The sequence below is a fragment of the Microbacterium sp. W4I4 genome (assembly GCF_030816235.1).
Lineage (GTDB): Bacteria > Actinomycetota > Actinomycetes > Actinomycetales > Microbacteriaceae > Microbacterium.
Genome location: NZ_JAUSXT010000001.1, coordinates 3,483,711 through 3,503,627, shown reverse-complemented (window position 1 = coordinate 3,503,627; position 19,917 = coordinate 3,483,711). Strand labels below are relative to the sequence as shown.

Below are 19,917 nucleotides of genomic sequence, written 5' to 3'. Positions count from 1 at the left end.
GGTGGGTGTCAGCCGCCGATGTAGGACATCTCGATGCGCTCGGTGGGAGTGTCTGCGGAGCGCAGTTCGGAGTAGCGGTCGTCGCGCGCGCCCCAGATGCCGCCCAGAGCGTCCTCCAGCTCGGCATCCGTGCACCCCGCGCGCAGCAGCGCCCGCAGGTCGTGTCCCTTCGAGGCGAACAGACAGGTGAACAGCTTGCCGTCGGCCGAGATCCGCGCCCGCGTGCAGTTGCCGCAGAACGGCTCGGTGACGCTGGAGATCGCACCGATCTCGCCGGCGCCGTCGGCGTAGCGCCAGCGGCTGGCGGTCTCGCCCGGATAGGCGGGCGGGACCTGCTCGAGCGGATGCACCGCGGAGATGCGGTGGATGATCTCGGCGGAGGGGACGACCTGATCCAGGTTCCAGCCGTTGGTCGTGCCGACATCCATGAATTCGATGAAGCGCACGGTCACTCCGGTGCCGCGGAAGTGCTCGGCGATCGCGAGCACGTCGTCCTCGTTCGCGCCGCGCTTGACGACCGTGTTGACCTTGATGGCGTCGAAGCCGACCTCGTCGGCGACGCGGATGCCATCCAGCACGCGCGCCAGCGGGAAGTCGATGTCGTTCATGGCTCGGAACGTGGCCTCGTCCAGGGAGTCCAGCGAGATCGTGACGCGCTTCAGCCCGGCATCCCGCAGCTCCTGCGCCTTGTGCGCCAGCGCCGAGCCGTTCGTGGTGAGTGCGATGTCCAGCGGCTCGCCCTCGGTGGTGCGCAGCTCGGCGAGCATGGCGACGAGCTTCTCGATGTCCTTGCGCAGCAGCGGCTCGCCGCCGGTGAGGCGCAGCTTGTGCACCCCGTGGGCGGCACCGGCCTGCGCGACGCGCACGATCTCCTCGAAGCTCAGCAGCATCGCGTGCGGCATGAAGTCGTAGTCGCGCCCGAAGATCTCCTTCGGCATGCAATACACGCAGCGGAAGTTGCACCGGTCGGTGACCGAGATGCGCATGTCCCGCAGCATCCGCCCACGGGTGTCCCGAAGTCGGGACCCGAGCTGGACTGCCATGTTCACCACCGTAGTCGTCGTCTGCGCGGCCGCCGACCGCCCCAGGGGCCGTGGAATCACGGACCAGGGCGGTCGGGGTGCGATCGGTCAGTCCGCCGCGGCTGCGGTGGCCGCTCCCGCCGCAGCTGCGACGGCGGTCGCCGCTGCCACCTTCGGGCGGGGCATCTTCGTGATCAGCGGGAAGACGAGCGACACCAGGGCGATGATGCCGATGACGGTGTAGCCGAGGGTGTAGTTCTTCACCTCGCCGTCGCCGATCAGCGCCGCGATGATGGGCGGTCCGATGATGCCGCCCAGGCTCCAGCCGATGATCATCAGGCCGTAGATGGCGCCGGCGTGCTTGACCCCGAAGAAGTCGCCCGCCGTGGCCGGCATCGTGCCGAAGCCGCCGCCGTAGCAGAGGTAGATCACCGCCGCCAGGATGAAGAACAGCGCGGCGTTCGAGGCGTGCGGGATGAGCAGCAGGCAGATGCCCTGCAGCCCCAGCATGAGCGCGAACGCCCACATGCGACCGGTGATTCCCGACACCCATGCCCAGAAGATGCGACCGCCGCCGTTGAACAGCGCGAGCACGCCGACCAGCGCCGCGGCACCCGTGACGGTGTAGCCCGCGATGTCCTTCGCGCTGGCCGCGGCCTGCGCGATCAACGCGATTCCGACGGTGACGTTCAGCGTCAGTATCGCCGTCAGCAGATACCACTGGGGGGCGCGCAGCGCCTCTTTCTCTGTGAACTGCTTGTAGGCGTCCTGAGTGCGGCCGCTCGATGCCGGCTTCCAGCCGGGCACCGCGTAGCCCGCCGGCGGGTTGCGGAAGAACGACGCACCCACCAGCGCCAGCACGAGGTAGCCGATGCCGAGCGGCAGGAAGGCGCGGTTCGGTTCGGTCGGGGTCATGGCGATCAGCCACTGCGCGACAGGTGCGGTCACCACGGCGCCGAAGCCGAAGCCCGCGACTGCGAGACCAGTGATCAGGCCGCGCTTGTCGGGGAACCACTTCTGCAGCATGGCGATCGGCACGATGTATGCGTAGCCGAGGCCGAAGCCGCTGATCACGCCGTAGCCGAGCACCAGCAGCCACAGTTGGCTGGAGTCGTGCGAGATGGCGAACGATGCCACGATGCAGCCCACGGCGTAGATGACGCCTCCGGTCAGCGCCACCGGACGCGGCCCTGTGCGGTCCTGCACCTTGCCGCCGATGTAGCTGCCGATGAAGATCATGCCGATGGTCACCGTGAACGTCAGCGACGCCTCGGATGTGCTCAGGTTCATCGCGCCCGGGTCGGCCAGGGCCTTGCCGAACACACTCCATGCGTAGACCGCGCCGATGGCGAACTGCAGCAGCAGCGCCGCGACGACGATCCACCATCGGCCGGCGGTCGGGTTGTTGCCCGTACCTCGGGTCGTTGCGGGTGATGACATCTTCGTACACCTCTCTCAGACTGACATGTGGACACGCTCATCCCCCCGAGGGGACGTCTTGCCGCGGCGTCAGCGCCCGGCGGCCGCCATCGCTCCGGGTGCGCCTGCGGCATCCGACCGCCCTCGCGCCGAGACAGGCTCGAGGCGGACGACGACCGACTTCGACGCCGGGGTGTTGCTGCCCAGCGCGGTGAACCCGAGCGGGACCAGCGGGTTGCCCTCTGGGAAGTAAGTCGCCGCGCATCCGCGGGACGTCGGGAACGACACGGCCTTGAACTCGTGCACGACACGATCGACGCCGTCGGTGAACTCGCTGTGCACATCGACCAGGTCGCCGTCGGCGATGCCGAGCTCGAGGAGGTCGTCGGGGTTCACGAAGATCACCCGACGACTCTTCTTGATGCCGCGGTAGCGGTCGTCGAGACTGTAGATCGTCGTGTTGAACTGGTCGTGCGCACGCATCGACTGCAGCAGCAACCGGCCCTTCGGGCGCTCGATGTACTCCAGGTCGTTGACCGTGATCATCGCCTTGCCGGTCGCTGTCGGGAAGGTGCGCGAGTCGCGTGGACCGTGCGGCAGGATGAAGCCGTTATCCTCGCGCATCCGCTTGTTGAAGTCGGTGAAGCCGGGGACCACGTGCTCGATGTGGTCGCGGATGGTGTCGTAGTCGCGCTCGAAGCCTGCCCAGTCGATCGGACCGCTGTCGCCCCACAGTGCGCGGGCGATGCCGACCACGACCGACACCTCCGACTTCAGCAGCGGGGAGATCGGCTTGACCTTGCCCTTGGTCGCGTGGATGGCGCACACCGAGTCCTCCACGGACAGGCTCTGCTCGCCGGCGGCCTGCATGTCGATCTCCGTGCGTCCGAGAACCGGCAGGATCAGGGCCTCGTCACCCACGGTGAGGTGGTTGCGGTTCAGCTTGGTGGAGATCTGCACGTTCAGGCCGACCTTGCGGAATCCCTCCTCCGCGGCGTGGGTGTCGGAGACCGCCGAGACCATGTTGCCGCCCATCGCGATCCACACCTTGGTCCTGCCCGCCTGCATCGCCCCGACGGACTTGACGACGTCGTAGCCGTGCTCGCGCGGGACGCTGATGCCGAACTCTCTGTCGAGCCCGGCGAGGAACTTCTCGGGCATCTGCTCCCAGATGCCCATGGTGCGATCGCCCTGCACGTTGCTGTGTCCGCGGATCGGGGAGGCGCCGGCGCCGGGCTTGCCCATGTTGCCGCGCAGCAGCAGGAGGTTGATGACCTCCTTGATGATGCTGACGGCATCCCGGTGCTGGGTCAGGCCCATCGCCCAGGTGATGACGACGCGGTCGGCGCGCAGGTAGCGCTCGGCCAGTTCGTCGATCTCGGCCTGCGTGAGCCCGGTGGCGCGCAGCACCATCTCGGGATCGAGGTCCTTGACATGCTCGCGGAATTCGTCCTGTCCCGAGCAGTGCTCCTCGAGGAAGGCGTGATCGAGCACGGTGCCGGGTGCGGCATCCTCGGCCTCGAAGACCTTCTGGGAGATGGCCTTCATCAGCCAGCCGTCGCCGCCGGCGCGGATCAGCATGTACTGATCGGCCAGTCCCGTGCCGTGGCCGATGATCCCGCGTACGCGCTGCGGGTTCTTGTAGCGGGAGAGACCCGCCTCGTGCAGCGTGTTGATCGCGACGATCTCGGCCCCGTTGTCCTTGGCCTCCTCCAGCGCCGTCAGCATGCGGGGGTGGTTGGTGCCGGGGTTCTGGCCCATCACGATGATGAGGTCGGCCTTGGCGAAGTCCTTGTACGCGATGGTGTTCTTGCCGATGCCGATCACCTGGCCCATGGCCTTGCCGGTGGATTCGTGGCACATGTTCGAGCAGTCCGGCAGGTTGTTGGTGCCGAGCGAGCGGGCGAGCAGCTGGTAGATGAACGCGGTCTCGTTGGCGGTGCGGCCGCTCGTGTAGAACGTCGCCTCGTCGGGCGAGTCCATCGCCTTCAGCCTGTCGGCGATCAGCGCGAAGGCGGCATCCCAGGAGATGGGCTCGTAGTGGTCCTTGCCCTTCGGCTTGTACACCGGCTCGATCAGCCGGCCCTGCATGCCCAGCCAGTACTCGGACTTGTCGAACAGCCCGGTGATCGAGTTCTGCGCCCAGAACGAGGTGGGGATGGTGACCGGCGTCGCCTCCCACGTGACCGCCTTGGCGCCGTTCTCGCAGAACTCGAACGTCTTGCGGTGGTCCGGATCGGCCCACGCGCAGCTCATGCAGTCGAAGCCGTCCTTCTGGTTCATGTCGGTCAGCAGCGTCAGCGCACGACCCAGTCCCATGTCCTTGATGGCCGGCACCATCGAATGCGTGATTCCGGGAATGCCGGCCGCCCATTCTCGAGGCGGGCTGACCTCCATCTCCCTCGCGTCTTCGCTGATGTCTTCGACCGGGGCCTTGGCAGCCATCGTCACACGCTCCTTCGCCTGTGTCTGTGATGCCAGGCCTACCAGTGATATACGATCCGCGCAAGAGCGGCGTATACGATCCGCCCGGTCAGCGGTCCGGTTTCAAGGGGCGCAGAGGCACGCGTTCTCCGCTCCCTGCGCGCGCTCTCTCGGGCTCAGGCTCAGGCGGGAGCGAGTATGCCCTCGCGCACCCGCTCGGCCCGCGAGTAGACGTTCATGCTGGCTCCGCGCACGAAGCCCAACAGCGTCAGTCCGGTGGACTCGGCCATCTCGACGGCCAACGACGACGGTGCGGACACCGCGGAGAGCATCGGGATGCCGGCCATCACCGCCTTCTGCACGAGCTCGAAGCTGGCGCGGCCCGAGACCTGCAGCACCGTGCCGGCGAGTGGCAGCCGGCCGTTGAGCACCGCCCAGCCGACAACCTTGTCGACCGCATTGTGCCGTCCGACGTCCTCGCGCACGACGAGCAGCCGGCCGGTCGCGGCGTCGTAGAGCCCGGCCGCGTGCAGACCGCCGGTCTTCTCGAACGCCTCCTGCTGCGAGCGCAGCCGGTCCGGCAGGGCGGCCAGCGTCTCGGCATCCACGACGAGCGGGTCGGTCGACACATCGAAGGCCGAGGTTGTCGAGACCTGTTCGATGGATGCCGCACCGCACACGCCGCAGGCGCTGGTGGTGTACGAATGCCTCGCTCGCTCGGGGTCCGGCAGCGGAGTGCCCGGTGCCAGCGTCACGTCGAGCACGTTGTACGTGTTGCCGCCGTCGGAGGCGGAGGCTCCCAGCGCGTACGCCCCGGGCGCGGCGGCCGCTCCACCCGTGCCCGGCCCTCCGCAGTGGATGGCCGAGAGGAACTGCTCGCCGTCGGTGATCACGCCCTCGGAGACCAGGAAACCGGCCGCCAGTTCGACGTCATGGCCCGGTGTGCGCATCGTGACGGTCAGCGGCTCGCCGAGCACTCTGATCTCCAGTGGCTCCTCCACGGCCAGCGTGTCGAGCCTGCGTACGACCGCGCGTTCGACGTCATCCGCTCCTGCGGTGATGCGAACGACCTTCTTGCGGGTGGTGATTCTGCCCATCGTGTCCTCCCGGGTGCGCCCTCGCTCTGCCACGGTATGGGAGTCACCGTACTCCTCTGCGGGGTGGCAGGCGCCGGGTGCGGCTGCAGGGCCGTCCCGCGTGCAGGGAGTTCACCGCCGAGCCTCCCGCCAGGTGTGCAGATCGACCCCGCATGCTACCGGTCAGGGGACAGGCGGATGGATGCTGATCAGGGATCCCTGCACGACCGGTGACCCCGGCGGCAGTCGGAGGTCGTGGAACTCGCCGTCGGCGGTGCGCACGCGGACCCGGATGCCGTCTGCAGTCGCCTCGATGCGATCGGCTCGTGCCTGCCAGGTCGGGTCGGTCCCTGGGACCGTTCGTGCGAGGGCGGCGGCGAACGGGGTGACGGGAGCGTCGAGCACGGCCGCGGGGGTACCGTCCGCGGTGATGCGGCCTGCTTCGAGGATCACCAGCCGGTCGGCGAGGGCGACGGCATCCGCCGCATCGTGCGTGGCCATCACGACGGTCGTGCCTGTCGCGGCGAGCTCGTCCCGCAGCAGGGTGCGGATGCCGTCGGCGGTGGCCGGGTCGAGCGAGGTGAGCGGCTCGTCCAACAGCAGCACGCGCGGCGAGGTGGCCAGCGCCCGGGCGAGGGCGACGCGCTGCTGCTGCCCTCCGGACAGTCGTGCGGGGCGCCGGTCGCCGAGATCTGCCAGTCCGATGCGCGCCAGCCAGCCATCGGCATCCGCCCGGGCCTGCGCCTTGGGCGCGCCGTGCGCGCGGGGGCCGAACGCGATGTTCTCCCGGGCGTTGAGATGCGGGAACAGCCGGGGCTGCTGCCCGAGCAGGATCACACCGCGCTCGCGTGGGGGGATGTCGATGCCGACAGCATCCTGCACGGTGTCGTCGTCCAGGCGCACCGCCCCCGCGCTGAGACGGATGAATCCGGCGATGACGCTCAGCAGGGTCGACTTGCCGGCCCCGGACGGGCCCATCAGGGCGAGGATCTCCCCCGGTTCGGCGTGCAGGGCGGCATCCAGGGCGAACCCACCGCGATCGACACGGATCTCGGCATCCAGTAGCGCGCCGGTCATCGCAACTCCTCCGGGGCTGCAGCCGCACCGCCCGGCCGCCAGCCGCGCACCAGCAGCAGCACGGCGACGGAGGTGACCAGCAGCATCAGCGACAGGGCGATCGCGCTGCCCTGGCTGACGCCGGCGCCGTTGAAGGCCGTGTAGATGGCCAGCGGCATGGTCTGCGTGACGCCGGGAGCATTGCCGGCGAACAGTGCGGTGGCGCCGAACTCCCCGGCCGCGCGGGCGAAGCACAGCACGGTGCCCGACAGCAGCCCGGGAGCGGCGAGCGGCAGCGTGACCCGCCACAGGATCGTCCAGCTGCCTGCGCCGAGGCCGGCGGCGGTGCGCTCGTAGTCGAGCCCTGAGGTGCGGATGGCGCCCTCCAGGGCGAGCACGAGGAACGGGAGGGCGACGAAGGTCTGCGCGAGCACGACGGCGACGGTGGTGAACGGCACCTGCCAGCCGGTCCAGCCGAGCCACCCGGAGCGACCGAACAGGAACAACAGCGAGAGCCCGCCGACCATGGGCGGCAACACCAGCGGCACGGTCACGACGGCACGCAGCAGTGCAGCCGTGCGGGGTGCGGAGCGGGCGATGAGCAGGGCGAGCGGGATGCCGATCAGCAGGCAGATCGCAGTGGCCGCGAGGCCCGTCAGCACCGACAGGCGCAGGGCGCTGAGCGCGTCGGTCGAGGTGATGTCCTGCCAGAGCGACGCCCACTGCACCCGTCCGACCAGTGCGGCCAGCGGCAGCACGAGGAAGGCGACTCCGAGCAGGGCGGGGACGGCAAGGATCCGGGGCGCGTAGCCGCGGCGGGTGCTGTTCCTCACGGCGCCTCGAATCCGAGCGATGCCAGGACGCGCTGCCCGGCGTCGCCCCGGATGAACGCCACGAAGGCATTCGCCGCCGTGGGGTTGGGCGCGTCGGCGAGCACGGCTATCGGGTAGGAGTTCACGACCCGGTCCGCGCCCTCCGGGGCGAAGGACTCGACGTCTGCCGTCTCGGCATCCGTCCTGTACACGAGGCCCGCATCGGCCTCGTCGCCACGCACCTTGGTGAGCACGGCGGTGACGTTCTGCTCCTGACTGACCGGGGTGACGTCGATGCCTGCATTGTCGAGGAGCCTCTTCGACGCGGCGCCGCAGGGCACCTCCGGCGCGCACAGCACGGTCTTGACGCCCGGCTTCGCGAGGTCTGCCAGCGTACGGACGTCGGCGGAACTCCCCCTCGGCACCACGACGACGAGCGTGTTGCCGGCGAAGATCGCCGGGGCGGCAGCGAGGCCGGCATCCGTGACCCTGGCCATGTTCGCCTGGTCGGCCGACGCGAACACGTCGACCCGCGCGCCGTTGTCGATCTGGGTGGCGAGCGTGCTGGAGCCGTCGTAGTTCACGACGACGTGCACCTCGGGATGCGCGGTGGTGAACTCGGTGATGGCCGCGTCGAACGCGCCCTGGAGCGACGCGGCGGCGGAGACGGCCAGGTCGCCGGAGATGGCGTCCGAGTCGGCGGACGGCCTCGGCTGCGCGGTGGTGCAGCCTCCCAGCAGCAGTGCGAGGGCGGCCACGGCGGCGATGGCGGGAAGTCGGCGCATCAGCTCCTCGGGGCTTCGACGATGACCGTCGTCGCCTTGACGACGGCGACGGCGAGCGACCCGACCTCCAAGCCGAGCTCGCGCACGGCTTCGGCCGTCATGAGCGACACGATCCGGTGCGGGCCGGCCTGGATCTCGACCTGGGCTGCGACGGTGTCGATGACGACGTTGGTGACCAGTCCGGTGAAGCGGTTACGTGCGCTGGAGCGCACCCCACTCGCGTCTCCGCTCGATCTCGCGAGGGCGATCGCCTGCTGGGCGAGTGCCTCACCGGGGATCTCGGCGGGCGTGGCATCCGTCACCGGCAGCACTCCGCGCTCGACCCACCTGCGGACGGTGTCGTCGCTGACGCCGAGCAGGTCGGCGGCCTGGGCGATCTTGTAGCTCGCGGACATGCTCGCACACTATCACCGCCGATGCGGACGTATTCAGCGATTTTCTCCGCAAGTGCGGACGCCTTCGGCAATCCGCAGCGAGCTAATCTGTGGGTATGTCCCTCCCCCCGCTGGTCGAACCCCTTGACGCGCTCAGCAGCCGAGAGCACCTGCGCACGGCCAGGCATCAGCGTCTGGCGGGGCTGGGATCCGAGGGACAGCGGCGCATCGCCGCGGCGAGCGTGGGCGTGATCGGCGCCGGTGGTCTCGGGGCACCCGTCGTGCTGGCCCTGGCCGCCGCCGGCATCGGCCGCATCGTCGTGTTCGACGACGACGACATCGAGCTGTCCAACCTGCAGCGTCAGGTGATCCACCGTCTGCAGGACGTGGGCAGGCCCAAGACCGACAGCGTCGTGCGCGTGGCGTCCGATCTGTCCGAGACCGAGGTGCGGGTGGTCGGCACCCGCCTCACTCTCGACAACGCCGCCGAACTGATCTCGGGCGTCGACCTGGTGCTCGACGGCACGGACTCGTTCGAGAGTCGCGAGGTGATCGCGGGGGCCTGCGAACGGCTCGCGATCCCGCTGGTGTGGGGGTCGGTGCAGGAGTTCGCGGGGCTGGTGACGGTGTTCTGGTCGGCTCCGCCGGAAGGGGCGGATGCCGTGCGGCTGCACGACCTGTACCCGCCGGGCAGCGAGGCTCCGGCGTGCTCGGCCGTGGGCGTGTTCGGCCCGATGTGCCTGCAGGCGGGTTCCATGATGGCCGCCGAGGCGCTCAAGCTGATCACCGGCATCGGGCGGCCGCTGCTGGGCCGGATCGCGATGATCGACGTGCTCGCCGGCACCGTGCGCGAAGTGCCGCTGCGGGCGGCGCGCACTACAGCTCCGGCATCCCCGCCCGCTTCCCCTGCCGCTCCCCAAACGATTCCCGCCGTCGACGACCCCGCCGACGGCACGGTCGTGATCGACGTGCGGGAGGCCGACGAGGTCGCGACCGGGATGCTGCCGGGCGCCAGGCACCTGCCGCTGGCATCCCTGCTCGGCGATGTCGACACGGTCGCGGCGGAGCTGGCGGGCAGCGAAGTCGTCGTGGTCTGCCAGGTGGGCATGCGCGCCCGCCGGGCGGCCCAGGCGCTGCGGGGCGCCGGCGTCGACGCCGTGGTGCTGCGCGGCGGCATGGACGGGTACAACAGCAGGAGGCAGCCGGCATGATCACCGTCGAAGAGCATCGCGATCGCGTCCTCGCGGCGGTGCCGACGCTGGAGGCGACGCGGGTTCCGCTGGTCGCGGCTCTCGGGCGCATCCTGCGCGAGCCGGTGCACTCTGCCGTGGATCTTCCGCTGTTCGACAACTCGGCCATGGACGGCTTCGCCGTGCGCTTCGCCGATGTCGCGGGCGCGTCGGCCGACAACCCGGTGCCGCTCGAGGTGGTCGCCGACATCCCGGCCGGCAGTGCGGCCGATCCGGCCTTCGGACCCGGGCAGGCGGTGCGCATCATGACCGGCGCCCCGCTCCCCCGCGATGCCGATGCCATCGTGCCGTTCGAGGACACCGCCGGAGGTCTCGCGGATTCGCTCGGCGGCATCCGGGTGCTGGTCTCGCCTCGGGCCACGGGAGCGCATATCCGCCCGCAGGGCGAAGAGCACCGGGTGGGCGATGAGATCCTGCCCGCGGGCATCGAGCTCGGCGGTCGGCAGCTGGCCGCGGCAGCCGCCGCGGGGGTGCAGGACGTGGTCGTCTCGCGGATGCCGCGGGTGGCCGTGATCTCCACCGGCGACGAGCTGCGCCCGCCGGGTGCGCCGCTGGAGCGCGGGCAGATCCCGGAGTCCAACAGCGTGCTGCTGGAGGGGCTCTGCCGCGAGAACGGTGCCGAGGTGGTGCTGACGATGTCGGTGACCGACGACGGCGACGGCCTGCGGGCCGCGCTGGCGGATGCCACGGCCCTCGGGGCGGATGTCGTGATCACCTCCGGCGGCGTCAGCGAGGGCGCTTACGAGGTGGTCAAGAACGTCGCCAGGATGCAGTTCGACAAGGTGGCCATGCAGCCCGGCAAACCGCAGGGCTTCGGCGACGGCACGCCGCTGCTGTTCGGCCTGCCCGGCAACCCGGTGAGCGTGGCCGTGTCTTTCGAGGTGTTCGTGCGTCCCGCGCTGCGGGCCATGCAGGGCTCCGCGGATCTGGATCGTCTGGTGGTGCGGCTGCCGGTGATCGAGGCGTGGCGCACACCGCCGGAGCGGCGGCAGTACCGGCCGGTGCTGGTGACGCGCGACGGGGTGCGCCCGGCATCCTCCGGCGGCTCGCACCTGGCGGCGAGCCTGGGCCGGGCCGAGGCGTACGCGATCGTGCCGGCCGACGTCGACACCGTCGAGGTCGGCGACGTCGTCGATGTCATGCTGGTGCCATGACCTTCACACACCTGGATGCTGCGGGCCACGCCCGCATGGTCGACGTCACCGAGAAGCAGCCGACCGTGCGTTCAGCGACCGCGCGCGGGTTCGTGCACTGCGCTCCGCACGTGGTGGCGGCGCTGCGGGACGACACCGTGCCGAAGGGCGATGTGCTGGCGGTCGCACGGATCGCGGGCATCGCCGGTGCGAAGCGCACCCCCGAGCTGCTGCCGCTCGCGCACGTGATCGGCGTGCACGGTGCGGTGGTCGACCTGCAGATCGTCGACGACGGCGTGGAGCTGGAGGCGACCGTGCGCACCGCCGACCGCACCGGTGTGGAGATGGAGGCGCTGACGGCCGTGTCGGTCGCCGCCCTCACGGTGGTCGACATGGTGAAGGGCCTGGACAAGGGCACGTCGATCGCGAACGTGCGCATCGTCGCGAAGACCGGAGGCAAGTCCGGCGACTGGCACCGTCCGGGCGAGCCCGCGCAGTCATGACGACTGCCCCGGCGCCGCGCTTCGGCGCGATCCTGCTCGCCGGCGGCCGCGCCTCTCGGATGGGCGGCATCGACAAGCCGGGCCTGCCGGTGCACGGCGTCAGCATGCGCGATCGGGCGATCGCCGCGGTGGCGTCGATGGATGCGGATCCGGTGATCGTGGTGGGGCCGGAGTCGGCATCCGCTCGCGATGTGCGCTGGGTGCGCGAGGATCCGCCGTTCTCGGGTCCTGCTGCCGCGGTCGTGACCGCGCTGGCGGCACTGGGCGCGGATGCCGCGGAGTGGACGTTCCTGCTGGCCTGCGACCTGCCCCGACCGGATGCCGCGGTCGCTGCGCTCGTGGCGGGCATCCGGGGTCGGGATGGCAGCTGCCTGGCCGATGCCGACGGGCGGATGCAGTGGCTGACGGGCGTGTATCGCACGGCGGCGCTGGCGGATGCCGCGGCATCCCTGCCAGACGGTGGCCGCGACCTGCCGGTGCGCGCGCTGCTCTCGGGACTCGCCGTCGTGGCGCTTCCCGATCCCGGTTCCAGTGCCCGGGATGTGGATACGTGGGAGGATTACGAAGAGTCGACGAAGGAGCATCCATGAGCGAGCATCTGCCACCCGAGGCTCTGGATCAGTGGGCTGATGCCCTGCGGGAGCACTTCGATCTGAACCCCGAGGATGTGCCGATCTCGCTCATCCTGGATCTCGCGAAGGATGTCGCCAACGGCGTCGCGCGCCCGGCTGCTCCGTTCAGCGCGTTCGTCGCCGGTCTCGTCGCCGGACGCCGCGGCGGTTCGCCGGAGGACGTCCGGGCCGCGGTCGCCGATGTCGTGAAGCTCGCCGGCGATTGGCAGGGCTGACGTGGCTCAGGTGCGATTCTTCGCCGCGGCCGAGGAGGCCGTGGGCAGCGCGCAGCTGACGGTGGATGCGGCGACGCTCGCCGCGCTGACGGCGGGCCTGCGCGATGATCACCCCGCGCTGGCGGAGATCCTGCCGCGGTGCTCGGTGCTGGTCGACGGTGCGCGCGTCGACGACAGCTGGCCGCTGAGCGGCGACACCGTCGTCGACGTGCTGCCCCCGTTCGCCGGCGGCTGAGCTCCCCCTCAAAGCCCGTCTATTTGTGCCTAACGCACCATTTCGGACTCGAATCCGTGCGTTAGGCACAAATAGACGGGCGTTCAGCTAGCCGCCGAGGCCCTTCCAGACGGTGGCGCCGTCGGATTCGATCTGCCGCTTCCAGACGGGCAGGCTGTGCTTGATGGCCTCGATGAGCTCGCGGGAGACCTCGTAGGCGACGTCGCGGTGACCGGAGGAGACCGACACGATGACGGCGGCGTCACCGACCTCCAGCCTGCCGATGCGGTGGCTGGCGGCGACGAGTGCGTCCGAGTCGCCGATGGCCTGGGCGGCGAGTGTGCGCAGCGTCGTCTCGGCGTCGGGGTGGGCACTGTACTCCAGCGCGACGACGGGGGTGGCTGCGTCTTCATCGTTGTCGCGCACACGCCCGACGAAGGTGATCTCGGCGCCCATGCGAGGATCGTCGACGGCGGCGCGATGAGCCTCGACGTCGAGCGGCTCGGTGGTGATCTGCGCGATTCGGATGGTCATCGGTGGTCTTCCCCTTCAAGCTGCCCGAGCGCGTGGTGCGCGACCTCGAGCACGAGCCGCATGCCGGATTCGACGGCGGCCGTGGATCCGGGCAGGTTCACGATGAGCGCGGCGCCGGCGATGCCGGAGAGTCCGCGGGAGAGCATGCCGCCTGGTTTCTCGGCGGTGGCACGGCGGCGCAGCTCTTCGGCGATGCCGGGAAGCTGCTGGGTGAGGACGGGTGCGGTGCCCTCGGGGGTGCGGTCGCGGGGCGAGATGCCGGTGCCACCGGTGGTGATGATGAGGCGGATGCCGCGCCGCAGCGTCTCGCGCAGTGCCGTCTCGACGGAGTCGGCGCCGTCGGGGATGATGGCCGCGTCGTCGCAGTCGAAGCCGGCTGCCCGGAGGGCGGCGACGGCGATCGGACCGGACGCGTCCGCACGTTCTCCGCGGGCAGAGCGGTCGGAGACGGTGATGACGGCGGCTGCCAGCGACATGCCCTCAGCCTACCGACGATGCGCGGCCGCGTTGGGGCCCTGAGCCACCGGGACTCCCTGGGTCCCTGAGCCTGTCGAAGGGCCCGAGCCTATCGAAGGGCCTGAGCCTGTCGAAGGGTCAGGCGGCGATGTCGTAGCGTGCTCGGCCGCCGAGGCGTGGCGTGCGGCTCGGATCGATGTTCGCCGGTGGGACGAACCACACTCGTGCTCTGACGCTCACGCCGGTTCCGCGTCTGCCATCCGCTCTTCGCCGACCGGTTCCGGGCGGGTTGTCGATTCTGATGTCCCAGCCGTTGTCGTGGATGCGGTGGTGGCAGCTCTCGCAGAGCAGGATCCCGTTGGACAGGTCGGTGGGTCCGGCATCTCGCCGCCACCAGCGGATGTGATGCGCTTTGGTCATGCTGGGCGGGAGTCCGCACATCGCGCATCCGCCGTCGCGTTCGACGAGGGCGAGTTTCTGCGCCGGGGTGAAGAGCCGTCGTTCGCGCCCCCAGTCGAGGATCTCTCCGGCACCATCGAGCACGCAGGGGATCACTCCAGTCCCTGCAGCCATCCGACGGACCGCGGCGATCGAGACCGGTTGATCGACCCCGTCGATCGTGCCGTACCCGACACCGGAATCCAGCGCGTCGGCATCGACTCGCACGATCACGGTTGCGCCGACGAGCGGAGTCTTGGTCTCGCAGCCGAGGACGTGCGCACAGACGACGGCGAGCGCATCGGCGCGCATCATGGCGACGCTGCGCCGATCGGCATCCGCCTCGTCGATCTCACCGGCATCGAGAGCAGCCTTGCGAGCCTGGAACTGGGCGGTCACGTACCCGTCGACGGCCGCCTTGATCGCCGCACCCTCTTCGACGGGGGTGACCAGGTTGAGGTGGAAGTTCCCGTCCTTCTCGAACATGGTCGCAATCCGGGCTGCGCGGCGTTCTTCCTCGCGCGCTTCGAGCTTGTCTTCTTCCAGGACGGCCGTCGCGCGGGTGATCAGCCTGCGCACCTCATCGAGACTCAGTCCGACAGCCCGTTCCACGAGCAGTCCCTCCGTCTTGGTGACCTTCTCGGCGGGGGCACCCACCCGGGCGCGGTCGAGGAACGCCACGATCAGCCCCGCCGCCGTGGCCCCCAGACTCCCCGAAGAGAGCGCGGCCTGCACGGCCGAGTACTTCGCCGGCATCGGCTCCCCGCCCACGTTCGTGCGCGGGGCGGTCGCTTCACCGGTCTTCACGATCCGGGACGCCTCTCCCGCTGAGACCCCGCAGCTTGCCGCGATCAGCTGAGCGGAGTTGCGGAATCCGGCTTTCTTCGCCAGTGACTCCGCGCCCAGGTCCGCCCGCGACTCGTGCGCGATCCGCGCCGCCACGGCAACCTGCAGCGCATCGACGCGCCGTTTCAGCGCGCCGATCGCGGCGTTCGCCGCCATCAGTTCCGGTCGTGACAGGTCGCTCGCGCAGTCAGCATCCGCCCACGCCTCATCGAGGACCGTGACGGCCTCGTGGAGTGGCGACAGTGCTTCCGACATGCCTCCAGACTACGGAACGGCCGATGCTAAGTCAATACTTTCTTCGAGTTTTTCCGACTCTGTGCTATCTGAATTTAGAACATATCTTCCATACCAGGATCCGCCGACATTCACTCCCCGCACTCCCCCGCCAGCGCGTCCACGACATCCGCCGCGTCCTCCGCGAAGCGCGCGTAGTGCTCGCGGTCGGAGTTGATCTGCACCCGGTTGATGGCGTGCGAGGGCGGCAGCTTCTGCCATCCGTCGATCCTGTTCAGGCGGGTGAAGAACTTCGTCGAAGCGGTCGCGGGATCCATCCGTTCCTCCGGTGTCCCCCACCAGGACTGCTGCTGGAACAGCCCAATGCTGCTGGTGCGTGTGCCGTCGGGGTTGGTGACGCCCGAGGTCTCCCAGTCGCCGTAGTCGATGTTGTGCAGCGAGCTCTCCCCCATCGCGGCCATCACGCCGATGATCTGCCCGTCTCTCTCGACGCCCATCCCGCGGGCGGTCTGCACGATGATCGCCGCGTTCTCGAGCTGATCCCCGCGCCACCCGGCGACGCCCGTCGCCGGGAACGTCTGCGGTTCGTCCACGCAGTATCTGTCCGCTCGCGGTGCGGTCAGCAGCCCGAGCACGACGAACACCGCCGATACCGCGACTGCCACGGATGCCGTGATCGCGACGATCCTCAGCATCCGTCTGCGTTCTCTGCGTCGGCGGGCGCGACGGCGCAGCACGGTCGCGCGCGACCGCCGGTCACTCACGCGGAGAGTCTCCGGCGACGCCCGGCGAACGCCATGAGACCGCCGCCGATGGCGCCGAACAGGTGAGCCTGCCACGAGACACCCGACGCCGCCCCGAGGATGCCGGTGAGCATCGTCGCGCCGTACAGCACCACCACGATCACGGCGATCGCCGCGTACGCCAGTCGATGAGCGACGCGCCCCGGCGCGATCACGCGCAGCACCACGTAGCCGAAGTATCCGAAGACCAGCACGGATGCGCCGACCGTGAGCGTGCCCGGAGCGTTGATCAGCCAGGTGCCGATGCCGCCGACCACCGCGACGACCGCAGTCACGATCCAGAACCGTTTCGCGCCTTCGACGGCGACCAGGCAGCCGAGCACGAGGAACGGCGCGGAGTTGCCGATCAGGTGCGCCCAGCCCGCGTGCAGCAGCGGGCCGAGGACGATCCCCTGCAGGCTGCCGAGGTCCCACGAGCGCAGGCCCCAGCCCGTGAACGAACCGGGCAGCACGGCATCCGCGAACTGGATCACCCACATCAGAGCGAGCAGCCCGATCGGCGCGAGGAAGCGCGAGAACGAAGAGGATCTGGCCGGTGCGGGTGCGGTGGTCACGAGATCGATCTTCGCAGGCCCCGACAGGAGGATGCTGAGCGCCAGGGCAAAAGAAAAGACCCTCCGCGCACCCGGCAGAGCCCGGTTACCCTTGCTGCGTTTCCGCCCTGGGGGAATTGGCCTGGGTGCCGTCACGCGGAGAGCCGTCAACGAGTCTACCCGACGCTCAGAAGGCACTCGAACAGCACGGCCCCGGCTACGCTCGACAACGATGACTCCGCCGCCTCGCCCGCTCGCCGACTGGCGGTACGACGGCGAGCTGCGCACCTATCAGGCTGAGGTGCTGGCGCAGATCCCGGTCTCTCCCGCGGATGCCGCTATGCACATCGTGGCGCCGCCCGGCTCGGGCAAGACCCTGCTCGGACTGCTCCTGGCTGCCCGAGCGGGACGACGCGCACTCGTGCTGGCGCCGACGGTGACGATCCGGCAGCAGTGGGTGCGCACGGCGCGCTCACTGGCATCCGCAGACGGTCAGGTCTCCGACGACGCGAGCACCCTCGGCGATCTGACCGCACTCACCTATCAGCTGCTCAGCGTCACCGGCGACAGCTCGCCCTTCGACGATCTCGCCCGGGTGCAGTGGACCGAACAGCTCGTCGAGGCTGGCCGCAGCGAGGCGGATGCCGCGACCTGGCTCGCCGCGCTGTCCGTCGACAACCGTGCGCAGTATCTGCGCGGCATCCGCAAGCGCTCCGCCTCGCTGCGCCGCCGCTTCGCGCAGGCCCGGCCCGAGTCGCTCGCCCGTGTGCTGCATCCGAACGCGCTCGCGCTGATCGACCGCATCGTCGACGCCGGAGTCGACACGATCGTGCTCGACGAATGCCATCACCTGCTGGATCACTGGGCGATCGTCGTCGCCTACCTGCGGGCCCGCATCCGCGAACGCGGCGGCACCGCCCTGCTGATCGGGCTGACCGCCACCCTGCCCTCCCCGGACGACGGCACCGGGTACGAGAACTACACGCAGCTGCTCGGCGACGTGGACTACGAGGTGCCGACCCCGGCCGTCGTGAAGGAGGGGCACCTCGCCCCGTACCGCGCGCACGTCTGGTTCACGGAGCCCGTCCCGCAGGAGGCGCATTTCATCCGCCGCAGCGAGGCGCAGCTGCACGACCTGATGGTGCAGGTGCTCACCTCCGTCGACGGGCTCCGCTACCTGGAGCAGCAGCTGCAACCCGAACCGGTTGCGACGAGGGAACCGGATGCCGCGTCCGAGGCCGAACCCGACTCCGAGCCGCCTCTCCCTTCCGACGAGATCGCCCGCCGCGGCATCGACCGCGCGCTCAGCGCCGACTTCTCCCTCACCCGCGCCTGCGGCGCGGTGCTGCGGGCGGCCGCACCCCGGCATCCGCTCGCACCCCTGCTCGACCCGCAGCTGTTCGGACGCGCCGGAACCGACGACCTGCTGCTCGTACTCGCGCGCTTCGCACTCACCCGCCTGCTGCCCGACCCTGCCGCCCGCGACCAGTGGCGATACGTCAAGCGAGCGCTGGCCGACTTCGGTCTGCACCTCACCGACCGCGGCATCCGCCGGGGACGCAACCCGCTCGAAGCGACCCTGTCGACCTCGGTCGCCAAGGACCACGCGGCCGTCGACATCCTGCATCACGAGCTGTCCGGCGCCGACGGCGAGCGCGTCCGCGCGGTCGTAGTGACCGACGTCGTCGAGGCCGGCGACAACCGCGGACTCATCGGCGATGCGGCACCCGGCGCGCTGCGCGTGTTCGACCTGCTGGCATCCGATCCGGTCACCGCGGCGCTGCACCCCGTACTGCTGACCGCCCAGCACTTGCGCACGACCGCCGCGGATGCCGCGCCCCTCGCCGCCGCCCTCGAGGGCGCCCTGCACACCACGGTCGACATCGAGGAGGGCTTCGGCCCGACGCGGATGCTGCGGGTACCCGGCTTCGGCGGCGGGCGGCTGGTGGCGGCGGTCTCGCAGCGGGTGACCGACGGCACCGTGCGGCTCCTGGTCGGCACCCGCGGCCTGCTCGGCGAAGGCTGGGACTGCCCCGCGGTGAACACCCTCATCGACCTGACGAGCGTGGCGACGAGCGTCGGCACGCAGCAGCTGCGCGGGCGCACTCTGCGCCTGGACCCTACGTGGCCGGCCAAGGTCGCGCACAACTGGTCGGTCGTCTGTCTCATCCCACCGCAGGTGGAACTCGACGACTCCTCGGAGTTGAACCGGCTGCGCCGCCGCCACAGCCATCTGTGGGGGCTGAGCGCCGACGACGACACCCGCGTCATCACCGGGCTCGGCACGGCGCTCGACCGCCCCACGCGCGAGCTGCTCGACAGGCTCGTCGCCAAGGACACCAGCACCTCGATCGAGCAGCTGAACCAGGCCGTCATCGCCGGCATGCGCTCGCGGTCGCAGACGCTCGCCGACTGGCGCATCGGGCAGCCGTACGCGGCCCGCGAGCGCGACGTGCTGGCTGTGCGCAGCATCCGCCGCACCGAGCTGGTGCAGACGCTCCCCGCCGTCGTCACCGCGGCTCCGTCGACATTCGCCGTCGGTGCACTGGGTGTCGGCACTCTGGCCGCGCTGGCCAGCACCGTGCTCGATCTGGGTCTGCCGCTGGTCGCCGGGATAGGCGTCGCCCTGGGCGGCGGGGCGCTGCTCGCGCTCGGCACGCGGGCCGGCGCGATCGCCCGGGCCGTCCGGCATCGGCGCGACCCGTCGCTCGGGTACCTCGAGATCGCACGGATCGTGGCGCAGTCGCTGCAGGATGCCGGTCGCATCCCGCCGCTGCCCGACACCGCCATCGAGGTGGAGAGCGAGCGGGCGTCCGACGGCCCGTCGCGCATCCGACTGGTCTTCCAGGGATCCGCACGCGTGCGCCGAATGCTGACGGATGCCGTGCAGGAGCTGTTCGGGCCGGTGCGCACCCCGCGCTTCCTGCTGCGGATCGCCTCCACCCGCCGGCCGGATGCCTACCTGGCCGTGCCGCAGCAGATCGCCCGTCGCCGCGCGGATGCCGACCATTTCGCCGAGCTGTGGAAGGACGCGATCGGGGCGTGCGAGCTCGTCGAGCTGCAGGGCGAGCACGGATTGGTCGCCCTGCGCGAGGCGCGCGCCCAGTCCGGCCGACTGGACGAGACGGATGCTCGCACGACCCTGTGGGGCTGATCCT

General features: G+C 70.2%; 20 protein-coding genes and 1 other RNA gene. 7 read left to right on the top strand and 14 right to left on the bottom strand.

Translation table 11 applies throughout. From position 1 onward, the window contains the following. Positions 1-8: 8 nt before the first annotated feature. The 8 genes from moaA to QF046_RS16575 form a co-directional block, all read right to left on the bottom strand. Complete coding sequence (gene moaA, locus QF046_RS16610; protein WP_307371947.1) at positions 9-1,043, bottom strand: GTP 3',8-cyclase MoaA; 1,035 nt, start codon at positions 1,041-1,043, stop codon at positions 9-11. An 87-nt stretch (positions 1,044-1,130) separates the two neighbouring features. Further along, positions 1,131-2,462, bottom strand: coding sequence for an OFA family MFS transporter (locus QF046_RS16605; RefSeq protein ID WP_307371945.1), 1,332 nt, complete (start codon positions 2,460-2,462; stop codon positions 1,131-1,133). Between the two features lie 69 nt (positions 2,463-2,531). Further along, positions 2,532-4,886: an FdhF/YdeP family oxidoreductase gene (locus QF046_RS16600; RefSeq protein ID WP_307371943.1), complete on the bottom strand. Its 2,355-nt coding sequence runs from the start codon at positions 4,884-4,886 to the stop codon at positions 2,532-2,534. Between the two features lie 161 nt (positions 4,887-5,047). After that, positions 5,048-5,962, bottom strand: coding sequence for a formate dehydrogenase accessory sulfurtransferase FdhD (gene fdhD / locus QF046_RS16595; RefSeq protein WP_307371941.1), 915 nt, complete (start codon positions 5,960-5,962; stop codon positions 5,048-5,050). 162 nt (positions 5,963-6,124) lie between these two features. Then, positions 6,125-7,018: a sulfate/molybdate ABC transporter ATP-binding protein gene (locus QF046_RS16590; protein ID WP_307371939.1), complete on the bottom strand. Its 894-nt coding sequence runs from the start codon at positions 7,016-7,018 to the stop codon at positions 6,125-6,127. Then, positions 7,015-7,830 (bottom strand): molybdate ABC transporter permease subunit, encoded by an 816-nt coding sequence (gene modB, locus QF046_RS16585; RefSeq protein WP_307371937.1) that lies wholly within the window; start codon positions 7,828-7,830, stop codon positions 7,015-7,017. The genes QF046_RS16590 and modB overlap by 4 nt, the downstream gene beginning before the upstream one ends. Beyond that, a complete protein-coding gene (gene modA, locus QF046_RS16580; RefSeq protein ID WP_307371935.1) occupies positions 7,827-8,594 on the bottom strand; it encodes a molybdate ABC transporter substrate-binding protein in 768 nt (255 codons plus the stop codon). Before modA ends, modB begins: the two co-directional genes overlap by 4 nt. Then, on the bottom strand, positions 8,594-8,989 hold the full coding sequence (locus QF046_RS16575; protein WP_307371933.1) for a molybdopterin-binding protein: 396 nt from the start codon (positions 8,987-8,989) through the stop codon (positions 8,594-8,596). Before QF046_RS16575 ends, modA begins: the two co-directional genes overlap by 1 nt. A 95-nt stretch (positions 8,990-9,084) precedes the next feature. Here QF046_RS16575 and QF046_RS16570 point away from each other — a divergent pair, with 95 nt between their 5' ends. From QF046_RS16570 to QF046_RS16545, 6 genes are read left to right on the top strand one after another with little or no spacing between them, the layout of a single operon-like run. Further along, on the top strand, positions 9,085-10,179 hold the full coding sequence (locus tag QF046_RS16570) for a ThiF family adenylyltransferase (protein WP_307371931.1): 1,095 nt from the start codon (positions 9,085-9,087) through the stop codon (positions 10,177-10,179). Next, on the top strand, positions 10,176-11,372 hold the full coding sequence (gene glp / locus QF046_RS16565) for a gephyrin-like molybdotransferase Glp (protein WP_307371929.1): 1,197 nt from the start codon (positions 10,176-10,178) through the stop codon (positions 11,370-11,372). The genes QF046_RS16570 and glp overlap by 4 nt, the downstream gene beginning before the upstream one ends. Next, on the top strand, positions 11,369-11,854 hold the full coding sequence (moaC, locus tag QF046_RS16560) for a cyclic pyranopterin monophosphate synthase MoaC (protein ID WP_307371927.1): 486 nt from the start codon (positions 11,369-11,371) through the stop codon (positions 11,852-11,854). The genes glp and moaC overlap by 4 nt, the downstream gene beginning before the upstream one ends. Continuing rightward, positions 11,851-12,444 carry a molybdenum cofactor guanylyltransferase gene (locus QF046_RS16555; RefSeq protein ID WP_307371925.1) on the top strand — a complete coding sequence of 198 codons (594 nt, stop codon included), beginning with the start codon at positions 11,851-11,853 and terminating at the stop codon, positions 12,442-12,444. The genes moaC and QF046_RS16555 overlap by 4 nt, the downstream gene beginning before the upstream one ends. Then, a complete protein-coding gene (locus QF046_RS16550) occupies positions 12,441-12,701 on the top strand; it encodes a DUF6457 domain-containing protein (RefSeq protein ID WP_307371923.1) in 261 nt (86 codons plus the stop codon). The genes QF046_RS16555 and QF046_RS16550 overlap by 4 nt, the downstream gene beginning before the upstream one ends. A gap of 1 nt (position 12,702) precedes the next feature. Continuing rightward, positions 12,703-12,936 (top strand): MoaD/ThiS family protein, encoded by a 234-nt coding sequence (locus QF046_RS16545; protein ID WP_307371921.1) that lies wholly within the window; start codon positions 12,703-12,705, stop codon positions 12,934-12,936. 87 nt (positions 12,937-13,023) lie between these two features. Here QF046_RS16545 and QF046_RS16540 read toward each other — a convergent pair whose 3' ends face one another. The 6 genes from QF046_RS16540 to ffs all read right to left on the bottom strand — a co-directional run bounded on the left by QF046_RS16540 (position 13,024) and on the right by ffs (position 16,928). Further along, complete coding sequence (locus tag QF046_RS16540; protein WP_307371918.1) at positions 13,024-13,449, bottom strand: molybdenum cofactor biosynthesis protein MoaE; 426 nt, start codon at positions 13,447-13,449, stop codon at positions 13,024-13,026. Further along, positions 13,446-13,925: a molybdenum cofactor biosynthesis protein B gene (locus tag QF046_RS16535; protein WP_307371916.1), complete on the bottom strand. Its 480-nt coding sequence runs from the start codon at positions 13,923-13,925 to the stop codon at positions 13,446-13,448. The genes QF046_RS16540 and QF046_RS16535 overlap by 4 nt, the downstream gene beginning before the upstream one ends. Before the next feature lie 118 nt (positions 13,926-14,043). Beyond that, positions 14,044-15,444: an HNH endonuclease signature motif containing protein gene (locus QF046_RS16530; protein WP_307371913.1), complete on the bottom strand. Its 1,401-nt coding sequence runs from the start codon at positions 15,442-15,444 to the stop codon at positions 14,044-14,046. Between the two features lie 110 nt (positions 15,445-15,554). Next, on the bottom strand, positions 15,555-16,187 hold the full coding sequence (locus tag QF046_RS16525) for a hypothetical protein (RefSeq protein ID WP_307371911.1): 633 nt from the start codon (positions 16,185-16,187) through the stop codon (positions 15,555-15,557). After that, positions 16,184-16,780: a rhomboid family intramembrane serine protease gene (locus tag QF046_RS16520; protein ID WP_307371909.1), complete on the bottom strand. Its 597-nt coding sequence runs from the start codon at positions 16,778-16,780 to the stop codon at positions 16,184-16,186. The genes QF046_RS16525 and QF046_RS16520 overlap by 4 nt, the downstream gene beginning before the upstream one ends. A gap of 51 nt (positions 16,781-16,831) precedes the next feature. Next, positions 16,832-16,928: signal recognition particle sRNA small type (gene ffs, locus QF046_RS16515), an RNA gene on the bottom strand. Between the two features lie 63 nt (positions 16,929-16,991). Here ffs and QF046_RS16510 point away from each other — a divergent pair. After that, a complete protein-coding gene (locus QF046_RS16510) occupies positions 16,992-19,913 on the top strand; it encodes a DEAD/DEAH box helicase family protein (protein ID WP_307371906.1) in 2,922 nt (973 codons plus the stop codon). Positions 19,914-19,917: the final 4 nt, after the last annotated feature.